We start from the raw sequence: 15523 nt of genomic DNA, 5'->3' as shown, positions 1-15523 counted from the left end.
CTTTCACTATAAGCAAGGAGTTCTTATATGAACAAAACGTTGATCGCAGCTGCAGCAACTTCAGTACTTCTACTAGCCGGTTGTGCTTCTTCTGATGACGCAGCTACAGCAAATGCAGCAAAATTAGACGAACTAAGCAACCAAGTTAGCCAACTAAGCCAAGACGTACAAGCTCTTCAATCTGACGTTCAAAAATCAGGCGCAGCAGCAATGGCTGCTCAAGAAGAAGCTGAGCGTGCTAACGAGCGTATCGATAACATCGCTCAGTCTTACACTAAGTAAGATTTGATAACGCGTCTTAACGCCCGTTAAGGCGCGGTTATTTCGATAGGAACCCCATTCTGTGCAGCGATTGCTGCTTTAGCCTTCACGTTTTTCATACCGAATTCATCCAACCACCACTTTAACTCTTTCGGCACTTTCAGTTCATCTTTCTCGCCATTACTACGAGTCAAAGGCTCATGTGCTTCTAAGAACACACTTCTGTCAGGCTCAAGTGTCATTTTGATAGGCTGGTTAATGATATTAACGTCTTCGCCGTTACGAACCTTGTCAAATAACCACTCAATGTCACTTGGGTCCATACGAATACAACCCGCGCTGACTCGCATACCAATCCCAAAGTCCTTGTTGGTACCATGAATTAGGTATTCGCCATTCCCGTAAGCTAAACGCAATGCAAACATACCAAGTGGATTATCAGGCCCCGCAGGAACAACGGCTGGTAGGTCAATGCCCTTTGCTTTGTACTCGGCACGAATAGAGGCTGGAGGAGTCCATGTAGGGTTCGGTCGTTTTTGGCTGATACGCGTTGTCATTACTGGGGTATCGCGCCCTATTCGGCCAATTCCGACAGGAAATACATGGACAATATCCTCTCCTTTCGGAAAGTAATACAAGCGCAGCTCGGCTAGATTAATAACGATACCTTTATAAGGTACGTCTGGGAGGATTAGCTGTGTCGGAATAGTAAGAACATGCCCCTCTTCTGGTAAGAAGGGATCCACGCCTTTGTTTGCGGCCATTAAACCTAGCATACCCACATCGTAGAGCTTAGCGATATTTGCCATGGTTTCGCCTTCTTGAACGACGTGGTTTTCAAGGCGACCAATTAAACGGCTTCCATCCTCTGGTAATTCGTACATCTTAGCGAATGATAGACCACTCACTAAAGATAACGACACAGATAGCAGGGTACGTTTTGCGAAACTCATTGATCGCTTTTTGCTAAGCATTTCACTCTATTCCTTGGCACTTTTAAAGAGCTGTAAGGTTATCTCTCTTTCTGTCTTGTGATCAACCATCGGCTTGTGATATTCCAGTAAAGAAAAGCCCTCCCAAGTCCAAGGTTTATGGATGTATTTGTTCGGTACACTTTTGATTTCTGGTACCCAGTGGCGCACAAATTCACCATTAGCATCGAACTTTTCGCCTTGGCTTATCGGGTTGAAAATACGAAAGTATGGCTGCCCGTCACAGCCCGTAGAAGCAGACCATTGCCAGCCACCATTGTTCGCTGCAAAATCGCCGTCCACCAGCTTACTCATGAAGTACGCTTCTCCCCATCGCCAATCAATATGTAAGTCCTTGGTAAGAAAGCTCGCGACAATCATACGTAATCGGTTGTGCATCCAGCCTGTTTGATTGAGCTGACGCATTGCTGCATCAACGATTGGGTATCCTGTTGTTCCTGTCTTCCATCGCTCAAAGGCTTTCTCATCATAGGACCACTGGATTTTATCCTCCCAATCGATAAATCCTTTGCCTTTGACGAGTTTTGGTTCGAAAACCAATAGGTGCTGATAAAACTCACGCCAAATGATCTCACTTAACCAAGTTGCTTTCCCTTCTGTAAGGTCATTTTGTTGATTTTCAGCATACAAACGAGCAATACACTGCCTTGGTGATAGCGCGCCAATCGCAAGGTATGGAGACAGTTGGCTAGTGCCATCAATAGCTGGAAAGTCTCGCTCGCTTTGATACGCGTCACTGCGCTCCCGTGCAAATTCCCTAAGCTGCTTCAAAACATCATTAGTCGAAGCCAGCCAGTCTTCACTGGATTCTCGAGGATAGCTAAATGTGAAGCTTGAATTAAATCGAGCCGACTCTAATTGTTCGAGTACCTTTTTATTGAGTGGCGCTTGCTCGTGAGGTTTTACTACCGTCGGCATATGGAACTGCGTTAACCAAGCACGCTTGAATGGCGTAAACACCTTAAAATATTCGCCTTGCTTATTAAGAACCGTCGTTGGCGCGTGCACACATTTGTCATGAAACAGTTCAAATTCGATATCGTGAGAAGCTAACGCTTCACTTACTTGTGTATCGAGCTCTCGTTCGTTCACCTCATAGTGAATGTTTGCCATGACAGACGTGGCTTCAAGTGTTTCCGCCCACCCACTAATCACATCTGTACAATCGGAAAACGACGGCACCTCTTTGTACAAAAAAGGAATATTAAGGCTTTCAAGCTCCTCGTTAAGACAGGCTAAGCGACGAGCAATGAGGTCTGCCTGCATCGGCGCCATGTGATGCTCCCGCCACTGCTCTGGCGTCGCGATAAAGCAAGCGACGACAGGCTGACCTGAATCCAATGCCGCTTTGAGTGCCGTGTGGTCTAACGTACGCAAGTCACGTCGAAACCATACTAAAATCATGGTAGCTCCTATCTTTTGTCTACTAAGTTAGGTGTAATTTCTCTATCACTTCAGAGCACCCCATCCGATCACCTAACTGTGCGTGAAGCATTTTGATGGACGCTACTTGTTTAGCAGCTAGCGCTTTGTTGGAGAAAAGGTAGATAAACGAACCATTTTCAACAACCTCGTGATCTAGTAGACCAGAAACATCATCAACCTTATCGATCAAAGTCGTGTGATACCCTTGTTCGCAAAGCTTCGCTGCTTGAATCCAACTCTCAGACTCTCTGTTTTGTTCAAAGCTAATGAGCAGACACTTTCCTTTGGAAGCGGCTTTGTTTTCAGAATCGATAACAAGGGCAAGTCGAGTGATCAAACAAGTCTGAAATAACCCCACCTGCAAGGATCGCAACGATCCTTTTACCATATCTAGCGCATCAAATACTGGGCTAATAAACTGATCAATAACGAGTTTTAGTGGGTACTCTTTAAGAACAGAGGCAAGTAAACTCTCTGCTTTTCCTCGATTCAGGGTAGACAGCGCAAGCAGCATGTTTTCAACTTCTTCGAGTGTGCGAACCTCGTTTTTGACTTCGACATCGGCGCTTTTTCCTAGCAGCCCCTTCACTTTACCAATCGAAATCCCCTTCGCGAGCCAACTCTGGACTTCGCGAATCGTATCGAGATCTTGCTGGCGATAGAGTCTGTGTCCTTTTTCAGTTCGCTGAGGCTGGATCAAGTTGTATCTTCGTTGCCAAGCTCTCAGCGTAACTGGTTTTACACCCGTGATTTCTGCGACATCTCGGATCGCGTATAGTTTTTCTTCTGAACTACAAACCATAGCGTAATCTCATCTCCTGCGGATACGGTTCTAAAAACTTCTGTTTTGCTAAATACTCGTCTGGGTAAGTATTTAAGTAATGCTTAATCAATGTAAGTGGTGCTAGCAGAGGCAGCATTCCGATTCGGTAGTCGTGAATCACTGTCGCTAACTCTTCTTTTTCTTCTTTAGTTAGTGAGCGTTTGAAGTACCCTTGTAAATGCATCAACACATTTGTGTTGTTTTTTCGGCTAGCCCGATTCGTTAACGCCTTCATCAGTCCTAAACGATACTCTTGGTAAAAGTCTTCAATTTCATAATTAGCGACATCAGCGACTAAGCGGCCAAGGGAGCGGTATGACTCTGGGTGGTGTGCCATTAACGTCAGTTTGTAGCGCGAATGAAAGTCGATGATTTTGCCACGAGTAGGCTCACCATCCATCGAGTCGTAAAAGTCATTTAGACAAAATACTCGAGTAATAAAATTTTCTTTCAATACAGGGTCGTTAAGTCTGCCATCCTCTTCAACAGGCAACCAAGGCATTTTTTGCATCAATGTTTGCGTATACAAGCCAACACCTTCTTTCGCAGCACTGTTCTTGCTGTAAACCTTGACTCGCTCCATGCCACAAGTTGGTGACTTGGCACAAACGATGTAACCACAAAGCTGCTCGCTTTGAAGTTCTTCTACTTTATTGGCCGAGTAAGTGAGCATATTGTCGGTATGATCATTTTCTGGATTTTTGGTTTCAACCAATGCAACACGCTCTTCATTAGAAACAAGACGAATGGTTGGACGGGGTACTGGCATACCTACGCCGACTTCAGGGCATACCGAAATAAAGTCAAAATACGGGCTGAGCTCTTTAGTCACAAAGTTGCTCACCTTATGACCAGAGTCAAAACGCACTCGTTCACCCAAAACACACGAACTGATACCTACTTTGATTGAAGATTCCATGATGACGCATCCCTATACAAAAAGTTTTGTTGTATAACTTATAGCAAGCCTTTCCAGATTGTACAAGAAAATAAGTTGTACAATTTAATCGTTTTACTTCACTCGAAAGTATTTCGATCAACCAGCTGTCAGAAAAAAGTTTGGCCCAAAAACAAAGAATTTGTGCGCGCAATCGACAAACTGCTCAAAAGCAAATCGATTGCTCTTTTGATTTCAACAGATTTGGTTATCAATAGTAGTTGCAGTTTCTAAATGCGTGGTTTTTGTGACTAAGCTCTCAAGGGGCCACTGTACGTCCCGATATTATTGCCTCAACGAAAACGAACAAGTTCAACAGAATTGGTAATAGCGTTCTATAATAGAGGCGTTTTATCAAAACAAAACTTTGGAGAGCACTTATGGCAACCCCACACATTAACGCACAACCAGGTGATTTCGCTGAAACAGTTCTGATGCCAGGCGACCCGTTGCGCGCTAAATACATCGCTGAAACGTTCCTAGAAGATGTGAAACAAGTTTGTGACGTTCGCAACATGTTCGGCTTTACTGGCACTTACAAAGGCAAAAAAGTTTCTGTAATGGGCCACGGCATGGGTATCCCGTCTTGCTGTATCTACGTACACGAGCTAATCGCTGAATACGGCGTGAAAAACGTTATCCGTGTGGGTAGCTGTGGTGCAGTACGTGACGACGTGAAACTAATGGACGTTGTTATCGGTATGGGTGCTTCTACAGACTCTAAAGTTAACCGTATCCGTTTCAACAACCACGATTTCGCAGCAATCGCTGATTACGGTCTTCTAGAAGAAGCAGTTAACCAAGCGCGCGCTCAGGAAGTGCCTGTAAAAGTAGGTAACGTATTCTCTGCTGACCTGTTCTACACACCAGAAGCAGACATCTTCGAGAAGATGGAAAAACTAGGCATCCTAGGTGTAGACATGGAAGCGGCTGGTATCTACGGCGTAGCAGCTGACCTAGGCGCGAAAGCACTGACTATCCTGACAGTTTCTGACCACATCATCCGTGGTGAAAAACTAAGCTCAGAAGAGCGTCAGAAGTCGTTCAACGACATGATGAAAGTTGCACTAGAAACTGCAATCAACATCTAAGAGCAAATAGTAAGTAATAATTTGCAGCCAGAGTTATGCTGGCTGCCCGAATTATCCCGAGGGGGCGATTGTGTCTAACGGCGAACTGCCAAAAGACGCAGATGGGTTACAACTCAACTTTTGTAAAACATTGGCGTGTGACAACTTTGGATTGAGTGATGCAAAGCGTTACGTTCTGCAACATGCGAACCCTAAGCGTCCGGCGATGGTATGCCGTGAATGTGGAGCTTTCCCCCCCTTACTTAATAATCGCGATGTCGTGAACGAACTTCATCGCCTGCGGCACGTCCACAGTGACGGGTTGCCTGCTTGCCGTAATGATGATTGCGACAACTTTGGACTTTCTGTCCACACTCACAAACACCTCTATCACGCTTTCGGTTACAGTGGCGATCGCCAACGTTACCGCTGTAAAGTGTGTCAAAGTACCTTTGTCGACAAGTGGTCTGGTGCCAACAAGAAGCTTCAATTTCAAGAGAACTTGATGGGTTTATTGTTTACGGGATATTCCGTACGAGAAATCTGCCGCAAGCTTAGTATTAACCCAAAAACCTTTTACGATCATGTTGACCATATAGCTAGCCGCTGCCGCCGCAAGCTGGCAACCATTGATGCGCGCTGGGTAAACCACGCAACGCATTATGAATTGGCCTCAAACTATATTGCATTGCAACCGAACAGCAATAATGGTGTGTATTGGATTGTTTCTGGCGAAGCGCATTCTGGCTATATTCTTTGCCAGCACGTCAATTATTCCGCTGATGAAGAGCCAATCGCAACTCTCGATCATAATCCTTACGATGAGGTGTCTCGTTTTGTTTCCCAGGAGTACGTAGCGGAAGCAAGTGAGCCGCTTGCGGAACCTTCTCATCACCTCAGAGAGCGAATTGACCAAAAATACCAAACAATTTTGGCTCGCGGTAACGTAGAAGACCCTCTTGGTAATCTATCTGTATTTCATTACCCTTCAAAAGGGGCATTAGTCCGTCCGCCATACACCTCGTATGCACACTATTTGCACGTACTTGATATGTGCTGCCCAAACAAACGTGTATCTCTATACATGCCTCAAGATCCCCTACTACGTTCAGCTGCACTGAGCGTTTGTTTACCTCGTATTAAAGAGAAAAGTGTCGACTTGATGTACGTAGAAGAGGACGCTAGTTGGGACATGAGCACTCCCTTTGGCAAAGTCGATATCGCCTATATGAGTTGGTGGCGCGATCGTTGGGCAATCTCTAGTCAAAACGAAAACCACAAAGGCATTTGCTACCTCGCTGGCGATCAAAATGAGCCTGAAAAATGGTTTAACGTTGCGACAACTCGTCATGTGAAGTTTTATCAAAACCGCTTTCAGATTCTTTTCGAAAGCTTCATTAACGAGCCACGTCGCAAATTACGACCTGCTGGTATTTTACCTCTTTTAGATATATTCAGAGCTTGGCATAATTTGTGCTATCAGGATAAACAAGGTCTTACCGCTGCACAAAGGTTAGAAGTCTCTGATGCACCTTTGACAATCAAACAGCTCCTATCGTAGCTATTCTATTGGTAATTTAGATGTAGTAATTAGGGGTTGTAACGGTATACATTACGGCCCCTGATCGTTTACCAAAACGTTATCCGCATCGCTTTGGTAAAGAAACATGCATCTAACCACTTAATATTAGGTGTGATTTCCAGTTCGATAGTCATGGATGTGAACGTTGGATAAAAACCAAATTCAGCTAGAAGATGATCTCACTAAGCTTAAAGGCCAAATAAAATCGGCCCCTAAACATACCTTTAATATTGCGCAGCAATATCGTATCCGCGCGGAACAAATTTTATTTGTGGACGGAGAGATCAAAGCCTTACTCATCATGGCGCAATGCTGTTGGTGCCTAATGGATTACCGACAAGGCTTAAAACTCGTCAAAGACGCTTACAGCAAACAAACACAGCTTGAAACCGACGATCATCTCCCGGAAATTCTCCATCTTTTTGCACTCCAATATTGGGGCCAAGCAAAGTATTATTCCGCGCAACAATATTGGATTAATGCGCTCGAACAATCTGCTCTTGTTGATGATGTTGAAATTCAAATCGAATCTCTAATTGGGCTTGGTAATGTATGGCGCATCACTAATGAACACCAACTTGCCGCTTCAACTCATGAGTTAGCCGTTAAAGTGGCAAACAATGTTCGTATTGCTTGGTTAGAAGGCAAAGCGCGCATCCTATTAGCTTGGGACTATTACTTACTAAATAAGTTTGTCGAGATGCTTACGGTACTGGATGGAGCAACCGAAGTATTAAAAGATCATGATGACAGTACGTGGCAAGCCGAGATCTGGGACTTTAAAGGGTTAGCACTGCTTGGACTAGAACGCCTTGATGCGGCCGAAGAAGCCACCCAAAAAGCCCACCAGCTCGCCATTGAGCATGATCTCGTTTGGATGAAAGCACACTCTTTTATTAGCCGAGCAAGACTTGAGCTTTTGCGCCAAAATACAGACAGCGCTGCCAAGTTGCTACTTGCAGCAGAAGAGTCTGCACTCAGTTTCGACCACGGTGAGCTACTCAGCCAAATTTGCTTCCAACAATCACGAGTCGCTGAAGAACAAGGAGACTTTGAGTCTGCGTTTAACGCGTTCAAGAAATACCGTAAGCACGCACTCAAAATGCTCAAAGAACAAACTCACCGAATCAGCATGGATAAAGCAAGAGGCTCTAAACGCCAACTAGAGCAGCGAGCACGTAAGCTGATCAATCATATTCGCTCTCAACACGAATACGACCCTGAAAAACAGTTCTCTAATGTCGTTTCTGAGACCTACTGGTGGGAACAGTTAGTTTTGTTTAAAACGGAGCTCAAACGCTCTAACCACGCCATCATTATGATTCAGCATTCAAACCCCGAAGTTCTCGATGTTTGTACCGAGCTCGTTCATGCATTGACAACCTCCAGCGACCTCATCTCGAGAATTTCCAGTAACAGGCTAGCAATGTTAATTGCAGAAAAAGGTCAAGCAGCAGAAGAGGTCTACCGCACTGTCCAAGCGATGTTAGACATCTATCCATGGAAGCGACGCGGAATCAAAGGCCCTAAACCGATACTGTATTTGCAAGATATCCTGACCTTCCCATTCACGTTAGAACAGCTCGAAGAAAGTTATATTGAGGTAATGAAGAATGGAACAACTGCTTAGCAAGGTGACTGACGCAGGTATCGATCCTTCTTCCGTTTCAGGTGAAGAAGCGATTACGCTATGGGAACACATAGGGTTACATATTGCGTCAACAAACCGAGAGAAAGCGCATTGCTATATCATTAGCGCCGAGTATCGAAGAGAGATCAAACAGCTCAACGACAGCATTAGTGAATTGAAACAAGCGCTTGAGTTGCTTGTTTTACCAGAGGATGTAGAAGATATTCTTTCTGTGAAAGCAAGCTTGAGTGAGCGTTTAGTTGAAGTAGGTGACTACAATGCGGCATTAACCGAGTATGTTGCTTCAACCAATATCGCCGTCGAGTACGGCTATATTGATGAGTACGTATTGGCCATTATTGGAATGGGTAATTTGTGCGATGCCTATGGGGATCACCAACGTGCATTACGTTATTATCAAAAAATAGATGCTATCGATCACGCTATTGGCAGTCGATCCCTACGCCTTCGTTACAAGCTGTACATGCTTGCCTGTTATATCAGCTTGAACCGTACCGCAGACGCCAAAGAGCTATTGAGTGAATGTGAAGAACTGAGCATTCTCGTCAGTGATAAAAACCTCGCCGCACAAATTCACCTCTACCGAGCCAAATTACATCGTCTGCAAGAAGACTACCCCAATGCGTTGCTGGCTATTTCGAATGTTCAGTATACAACGGGTAGTGCCACGACATACTGGTTATCCACGATGGTCAAAATTGAGACTGCGTATTGTCTAAACGGTGTAGGGCACACTTCTTTAGCTAATTTAACGTTGGACTCCATCAGTAAAAGGATTCAAAAGCAGCTATCTCCTATCGTTACTCAGCATTTTTATAACGCGATGAGTCAAGTTTACGCCTCTCAAGGGTTGTATCAAGAAGCATTAAATTGTGAAAAAAAAGCGCATAGAATCGAATCTGATCTTGTAAAACATATTCCGATCGGTGAGTTAGGGTCTGCTCAACTACGCCGACTTTCACGCTTTGAGTTACAACTCAAACTCATTTTGTCAGAGCTAGAAAACAAAGAACTAAAAGAAACCACCAAGCAGCATAAAAATACTGTTGCTCAGCTACAGCAGGACGTCTTTACCGATCCACTTACGTCTTTACACAACCGACGCTGGTTAGAAGTTAAACTAAAAGATCTACTTCTGCACGATACTGCATTTGCATTGATGGTCATCGATATCGATCACTTCAAATCCATCAATGACGAACTAAGCCACTTGGTTGGCGACAAAGCGATCAAAAGTGTGTCACAGGAACTGGCGTCCTACTTCAAATTTAAAAGCGCATCATGCGTTCGATTTGGTGGTGAAGAGTTCCTCGTGATCCTTGAGAATACCCAACTGGAACGAGCAGAAATGCATGCCGAGAATTATCGTGAACGGATTTATCAATATGGTTGGGACGATATTCTTGGTGAACGGGGGCTGACCGTATCCATAGGGATTACCTTGCATCGAGAAGGCGAGAATACTCAGCGAACTTTTTATCGTGCAGACAAAGCTCTTTATCGCGCCAAAGCCAATGGCAGAAACCAAGTCTGTACCGAACTTTAAACCATGCCCCGGTTGACACCTGGGGCTTTAGTATACTTTTTATTTATCCTTCCTATATCACTTCACTGCTTGTTTAAATAAGTACTCAGCAACACCTTAACTGCCAATAAACATCAGTGGATACTTACATCGCATAAACATAATTCCTACATAAAAACCGCTTGATTCATCTGTAGTTAAGACAAATACTTAAATTGTTAATTTACGTAGATTTTCCATTTCGCAATACGCACAGGTAGGTAAGATGTTTCTAGACTATTTTGCACTTGGGTTACTCATCTTCGTTGCTTTAGTGATCTTTTACGGAATCATTGTCATTCATGATATTCCATATGAAATCGCCAAAGAGAGAGAGCACCCGCACCAAGACGCAATTCACTACGCTGGCTGGGTCAGCCTTTTCACTTTGCATGCGCTGTGGCCATTTTTATGGATCTGGGCAACATTATGGCGCAAGGAACGCGGCTGGGGTTTTAAACAACTAGAACAAGAAACACACGACATTCATCACCGCCTTGAAGAACTCATCGATGAAGTCAACGAACTCAAAAACGAAGTATCGATGTTGAAACAACAAAAGATTCAGCAAAAGCCTTTGCCTGAACAAAGTAAAGAGGACGAATAATGGACTTATTGCTGATTCTGACTTACGCAGCTCTTTGTATTGCCATTTTTAAAATTTTCAATATTCCTCTAAACAAATGGACCGTTCCAACCGCCGTACTTGGCGGCGTAGTGTTAGTGGGCACACTCGTGCTGCTTATGAACTACAACCACCCATTTACTCAATTGGGTAACCAAGTGTTCCCGACTACGCCTATCGTCTCTGGCGTGCGTGGCCGCGTGGTGGAAGTGCCAGTCCAGGCCAACCAACCGCTCAAAACGGGCGATATTCTTTTCAAAATCGATCCTGTGCCTTTTGAAGCAGAAGTTGCTCGCCTGGAAGCGAAAGTCAAAGAAGCAAGCCAAGGTGCGTTGGGCTTAGAGTCGGATCTAAGAGAGGCAGAAGCTGCTGTATTGAAAGCGCAAGCGGACAGAGATAAAGCACAAAGGGAATTCAGCCGATATCAAAGGGGCTTTGATCGTGGCGCGTTTACTGAACAAGATTTGGATACTCGACGCCAAGCGTATAAAGCGGCAGAAGCCATGTTAGACGTTGCGATTTTGCAACAAGAACAAGCGCAAATCGCTCTGGACTCTGAAATCGGAGGCGAAAATACCCAAGTCGCGCAACTTCTTGCCGAGCTGCGTAAAGCAGAGTTTAACCTAGAGCAAACCGTCGTTCGTGCGCCAACCGATGGTTACGTTACGCAATTGGCTTTGCGTCCTGGTGTTATGGCTGTGCCGTTGCCACTTGCCCCGGCAATGACCTTCGTACATACCGAAGACATTACGTACACCGCGGCATTCAGACAGAACTCATTACAACGCTTGAAGCCAGGCTTTGAAGCAGAATTTATGTTCCGCGCAATTCCGGGCAAAGTGTTCCGTGGCGAAGTCATTGACGTGATTCCAGCCATTGGTGAAAGCCAAATTCAAGCGCGAGGCGCTCTGCTTGGGACTGATGCCTTGCGCACGAGCGGACGTGTTTTTGCGAAGCTGAAAATTACCGACGACTTGAGTGGATACCACCTACCAATGGGTACTGCGGTTGAAGTTGCAGTTTATTCAGACAGCTTTACTCACGTATCAGTGATGCGCAAAGTTCTTATTCGTATGAAGAGCTGGCAGAACTATTTATACCTCGACCATTAATGAACATATAGCGCATTCATTTATCGGTAAAAATAACATCAAACAGTGTAATCAGGGGCTGACGATCAGCCCCTGATTCATTCTAGCCATCCAGATAGATAGCATTCCCACTTTTATTAATATTCTGTATAATGCGCGCCTTATTTTTAATGCTTGCTAAAACCAAAGCCAGTCAAAGGGATACGTGAATCAAATCACACATTTCCTGAAGAAAAATAGAGCAAACAATAAGCAGCTTGGTTGTTTTGAATATATGTTACACAATCAAATAACTAACGCTTTCCGACAAAACAATTAAACGTTCTTTAAAATCGACTATTGAACTGAGGTTATCTATGAATCTTTCCGCTAAAACTGTTGTGGTTATTGCAATCGGTGCTGCTCTTTACGGTATCGGCGGCTTACCTATGTTTGGCATCCCTGTGTTTGCAAACACAACGCTAAAACCAGCAATGGCAGTATTAGCATTGTTCTCAGTACTATTTGGACCACTTGTTGGCTTCTTGGTTGGTTTTATTGGTCACTGGGTTACTGACCTATTTGCAGGTTGGGGCGTATGGCTCACTTGGGTACTTGGTTCAGGTATTGTTGGTTTGATTATCGGTCTATTCCCTTCTCTAACGCGCTACCGTTTGGAGAAAGGTGATTTCAATATGAAAGACTTCGCGTTATTCGTAGTACTTGCGCTATTAGGCAACGTATTTGGTTACGGTTGCTCTGCATTCCTCGACACGATTTTATACGCAGAACCGTTCACTAAAGTGTTTACCCAGCTTTCTATTATCGCGATCGGTAACACCATTCTTATTGCTATTGTTGGCTTCTTCATTCTTAAATCTGTCGCTAAACGTAACAAGCAAAGCCGTAACTTAACAGAGGCTTAATGTCGAATGACAATCGAATTTTCTAACTTCTCTTTTAGATATGAGTCGCTGGACAAACCGACGCTAAAAAATATCAATCTAAGGATAGAGAAAGGAGAGAAAATCGTCATTATCGGTCCAAGTGGTAGTGGTAAATCTACCCTTGGGCAATGTCTTAACGGACTGATCCCACACGCAATCAAAGGGGAAACCAGTGGAACATTGACCATCAATGGTCAAGACACCGCCCCTTTCGACATGCACCAATACACTGAGCAAGTTGGCACCGTACTGCAAGATACGGACAGCCAATTTGTCGGTTTGAGCATTGGCGAAGACATTGCATTTGCGCTGGAGAACCAGCTAACTTCAAATATCGACATGTACCCATTGGTCAAAGCCACGGCCAAAATGGTCGACTTGGAACAGATGCTAGAACGCTCACCCCACGATTTATCTGGCGGGCAGAAACAGCGTGTTTCTTTGGCGGGCATTCTCGTCGATGATGTCGATATCCTTTTGTTTGATGAACCACTAGCTGCGCTTGACCCTAAAACGGGAAAAAAAACCATCGAGATCATCGATGATCTACACCGCGAAACGGGCAAAACCATCGTAATCATTGAGCATCGTCTTGAAGACGTTCTGCATCGCTCAGTTGACCGTATTATCTTGATGGAAAGCGGCGAAATCATTGCCGATACAACGCCAGATGAAATTTTAGCGTCGCCTCTGCTAGAAGATTACGGCATCCGCGAACCGCTTTATATTTCAGCACTGAAAGAAGCAGGCTGCGCGATTGAGGACGATGCAAAACCTTCTAGCTTAACTACCTTACCGTTGGAGCAATATAAACCGGCAGTACAAGCATGGTTTGATGGTTCAACAGCGCAACCACCTAAAACGCCAGCCGAGACTTTGTTTGAAGTCCGTGGCCTCACCTATTCTTACGACGGTGAGAAAAACGCGTTAGAAGACGTGAGTTTTGACATCAAGCGTGGCGAGTTTGTCTCTGTACTTGGTAAAAATGGCTCGGGTAAATCGACCATCACCAAACTGATTATGGGCGTTATTGAAGCGGATAGCGGCTCAATGAGTATGAATGGTCAAGATCTTAACGAACTGACCATCTTCGAGCGCAGCCAGAAAGTGGGCGTGGTGATGCAAAACCCGAATCACATGATTTCCCATCACATGATTTTCGACGAAGTGGCCTTCGGCCTCCGTAATCGTGGCGTTGAAGAGAAACAAATCGAAGCTAAAGTACTTGAAGTCCTTGAGCTGTGCGGTTTGAGCAAATACCGTCACTGGCCAATCGAAGCATTGAGCTACGGCCAGAAAAAGCGCGTAACCATTGCGTCAATTTTGGTATTGGAACCAGAGCTTCTGATCCTTGATGAACCGACGGCAGGTCAGGACTATCGAAACTACACGTCTATGCTGAGTTTCATCGAAAAGCTCAATCGCGAGTTGGGCGTAACCGTGATGATCATCTCTCATGACATGCATTTAGTGCTGGAATACACCACGCGCTCTATCGTGATTGCAGACAGTAAATTAGTCGCGGATGCACCAATGACGCAGGTATTCAGCAGTCCAGAGCTACTAGACCAAGCAAACCTCACCACAACAAGTCTGTTTGAGTTGGCTACAAAAGTTGGCATCGAAGACACCAATGGCTTTATGCAGCACTTTATCAATGTAGAAAAAGCGCACCGCCAACAAAAAAGCGACGACGTAAACCAACTAGAGAAAGCGGTGGCATGAAAGACAATAAGATGAAGTTTGGTATCAACTACATCGATACCCAATCACCACTTCATAAGTTGAATGGCATTACTAAGTTCTTGCTTTTCATTGCTTGGGTAACGGTGGTGTTGACCACATTTGACTTGCGAATCATCGCGCTGTTGATCGTGCTTGGTTTAGGCTTACTGAAAATGACCAAAGTGCCCTTTCATGTCTACAAACCGCTGTTATTCGGTACTGGCACGGTATTACTGATCAATGCCCTGTTTATGTTCGCGTTAGCACCGCAACAAGGTACTGAGTTCATGAGCTCATCAACGGTTTTACTCTCGTTACCCGGTAATTACTCGCTCACTCAAGAGACATTGTTTTACCTAGTAACAGTGACGTTGAAGTACTTCAGCATGTTCCCAATCGCGTTGGTGTTTGTATTTACCACTCATCCGACAGAGTTTTCAGCCAGCTTGAACCGCTTGGGTGTACCTTACAAAATCGCCTATGCCGTAAGCTTAACGCTGCGCTACTTGCCGGAAGTGAAAAAGGACTTTGTTAACATCATGCACGCGCAACAAGCACGCGGAGTAGAACTGAGCAAGAAGGCTCCGTTGTTCAATCGTATGAAGAACGTCGCGAAGATTCTTGGACCTCTGATTTTCTCTAGTTTAGACAGAGCCGATCAAATCTCAAACGCGATGACGCTACGTGGTTTTGGCCGCCACTCCTCTCGCACTTGGTACAGCTTAAAACCACTGACCAAAGCCGATATGATCTGCATGGCTGGGATTGCGGTGATAGTGATTGCTGCGATCAGCAAGCGTGTGATGGACACACAACTGTTCTGGTATCCGTTTTAAATTCTGAAGCTTCAA

Annotated in this window: 14 protein-coding genes; 10 read left to right on the top strand and 4 right to left on the bottom strand. The window is 44.7% G+C overall.

Annotation, left to right across the window (positions count from 1 at the left end):
* The first annotated feature begins 27 nt into the window (after positions 1-27).
* On the top strand, positions 28-282 hold the full coding sequence (locus tag R8269_RS08045; protein ID WP_005375145.1) for an Lpp/OprI family alanine-zipper lipoprotein: 255 nt from the start codon (positions 28-30) through the stop codon (positions 280-282).
* A 26-nt stretch (positions 283-308) separates the two neighbouring features.
* Here R8269_RS08045 and R8269_RS08040 read toward each other — a convergent pair whose 3' ends face one another.
* The 4 genes from R8269_RS08040 to R8269_RS08025 are packed head-to-tail and all read right to left on the bottom strand — an operon-like array spanning position 309 to position 4420.
* Positions 309-1235, bottom strand: coding sequence for a L,D-transpeptidase family protein (locus tag R8269_RS08040; RefSeq protein WP_025768560.1), 927 nt, complete (start codon positions 1233-1235; stop codon positions 309-311).
* A gap of 6 nt (positions 1236-1241) precedes the next feature.
* Entirely contained in the window at positions 1242-2657 is a 1416-nt protein-coding gene (gene phrB / locus R8269_RS08035; protein WP_318222505.1) for a deoxyribodipyrimidine photo-lyase, read from the bottom strand.
* A 22-nt stretch (positions 2658-2679) separates the two neighbouring features.
* Positions 2680-3480, bottom strand: a complete 801-nt coding sequence (locus tag R8269_RS08030) for a MerR family transcriptional regulator (protein ID WP_033906723.1) — start codon at positions 3478-3480, stop codon at positions 2680-2682.
* Positions 3470-4420 (bottom strand): YbgA family protein, encoded by a 951-nt coding sequence (locus tag R8269_RS08025; protein WP_258476604.1) that lies wholly within the window; start codon positions 4418-4420, stop codon positions 3470-3472. The genes R8269_RS08030 and R8269_RS08025 overlap by 11 nt, the downstream gene beginning before the upstream one ends.
* Before the next feature lie 398 nt (positions 4421-4818).
* On the opposite strand from R8269_RS08025, the gene deoD reads away from it, so the two are divergent.
* From deoD to R8269_RS07980, 9 genes are all read left to right on the top strand, one after another.
* Positions 4819-5529, top strand: a complete 711-nt coding sequence (gene deoD, locus R8269_RS08020; protein WP_005375140.1) for a purine-nucleoside phosphorylase — start codon at positions 4819-4821, stop codon at positions 5527-5529.
* 70 nt (positions 5530-5599) lie between these two features.
* A complete protein-coding gene (locus R8269_RS08015) occupies positions 5600-7069 on the top strand; it encodes a hypothetical protein (RefSeq protein WP_005383936.1) in 1470 nt (489 codons plus the stop codon).
* Between the two features lie 166 nt (positions 7070-7235).
* Entirely contained in the window at positions 7236-8720 is a 1485-nt protein-coding gene (locus R8269_RS08010) for a hypothetical protein (protein ID WP_005375137.1), read from the top strand.
* Positions 8704-10287, top strand: a complete 1584-nt coding sequence (locus R8269_RS08005) for a GGDEF domain-containing protein (protein WP_154204002.1) — start codon at positions 8704-8706, stop codon at positions 10285-10287. Before R8269_RS08010 ends, R8269_RS08005 begins: the two co-directional genes overlap by 17 nt.
* A 244-nt stretch (positions 10288-10531) precedes the next feature.
* On the top strand, positions 10532-10912 hold the full coding sequence (locus R8269_RS08000) for a DUF3302 domain-containing protein (protein WP_005375135.1): 381 nt from the start codon (positions 10532-10534) through the stop codon (positions 10910-10912).
* Positions 10912-12042: an HlyD family secretion protein gene (locus R8269_RS07995; RefSeq protein WP_005375134.1), complete on the top strand. Its 1131-nt coding sequence runs from the start codon at positions 10912-10914 to the stop codon at positions 12040-12042. Before R8269_RS08000 ends, R8269_RS07995 begins: the two co-directional genes overlap by 1 nt.
* Positions 12043-12377: 335 nt before the next feature.
* Positions 12378-12926, top strand: a complete 549-nt coding sequence (locus R8269_RS07990; protein ID WP_005375133.1) for an ECF-type riboflavin transporter substrate-binding protein — start codon at positions 12378-12380, stop codon at positions 12924-12926.
* Between the two features lie 6 nt (positions 12927-12932).
* On the top strand, positions 12933-14672 hold the full coding sequence (locus R8269_RS07985) for an ABC transporter ATP-binding protein (protein ID WP_149191632.1): 1740 nt from the start codon (positions 12933-12935) through the stop codon (positions 14670-14672).
* Entirely contained in the window at positions 14669-15508 is an 840-nt protein-coding gene (locus R8269_RS07980) for an energy-coupling factor transporter transmembrane component T family protein (protein WP_149191633.1), read from the top strand. Before R8269_RS07985 ends, R8269_RS07980 begins: the two co-directional genes overlap by 4 nt.
* Positions 15509-15523 lie beyond the last annotated feature (15 nt).

This window comes from Vibrio sp. Vb0667 (assembly GCF_033391095.1).
The sequence above is the reverse complement of the archived record's forward strand: the minus strand, read 5'-3'. Positions and strand labels throughout refer to the sequence as shown.

Bases quoted from the DNA above. Each gene is read 5' to 3' on its own strand.
- R8269_RS08045 (WP_005375145.1), top strand. From the start codon at position 28: ATGAACAAAACGTTGATCGCAGCTGCAGCAACTTCAGTACTTCTACTA.
- R8269_RS08040 (WP_025768560.1), bottom strand. From the start codon at position 1,235: ATGCTTAGCAAAAAGCGATCAATGAGTTTCGCAAAACGTACCCTGCTA.
- phrB (WP_318222505.1), bottom strand. From the start codon at position 2,657: ATGATTTTAGTATGGTTTCGACGTGACTTGCGTACGTTAGACCACACG.
- R8269_RS08030 (WP_033906723.1), bottom strand. From the start codon at position 3,480: ATGGTTTGTAGTTCAGAAGAAAAACTATACGCGATCCGAGATGTCGCA.
- R8269_RS08025 (WP_258476604.1), bottom strand. From the start codon at position 4,420: ATGGAATCTTCAATCAAAGTAGGTATCAGTTCGTGTGTTTTGGGTGAA.
- deoD (WP_005375140.1), top strand. From the start codon at position 4,819: ATGGCAACCCCACACATTAACGCACAACCAGGTGATTTCGCTGAAACA.
- R8269_RS08005 (WP_154204002.1), top strand. From the start codon at position 8,704: ATGGAACAACTGCTTAGCAAGGTGACTGACGCAGGTATCGATCCTTCT.
- R8269_RS08000 (WP_005375135.1), top strand. From the start codon at position 10,532: ATGTTTCTAGACTATTTTGCACTTGGGTTACTCATCTTCGTTGCTTTA.
- R8269_RS07995 (WP_005375134.1), top strand. From the start codon at position 10,912: ATGGACTTATTGCTGATTCTGACTTACGCAGCTCTTTGTATTGCCATT.
- R8269_RS07990 (WP_005375133.1), top strand. From the start codon at position 12,378: ATGAATCTTTCCGCTAAAACTGTTGTGGTTATTGCAATCGGTGCTGCT.
- R8269_RS07985 (WP_149191632.1), top strand. From the start codon at position 12,933: ATGACAATCGAATTTTCTAACTTCTCTTTTAGATATGAGTCGCTGGAC.
- R8269_RS07980 (WP_149191633.1), top strand. From the start codon at position 14,669: ATGAAAGACAATAAGATGAAGTTTGGTATCAACTACATCGATACCCAA.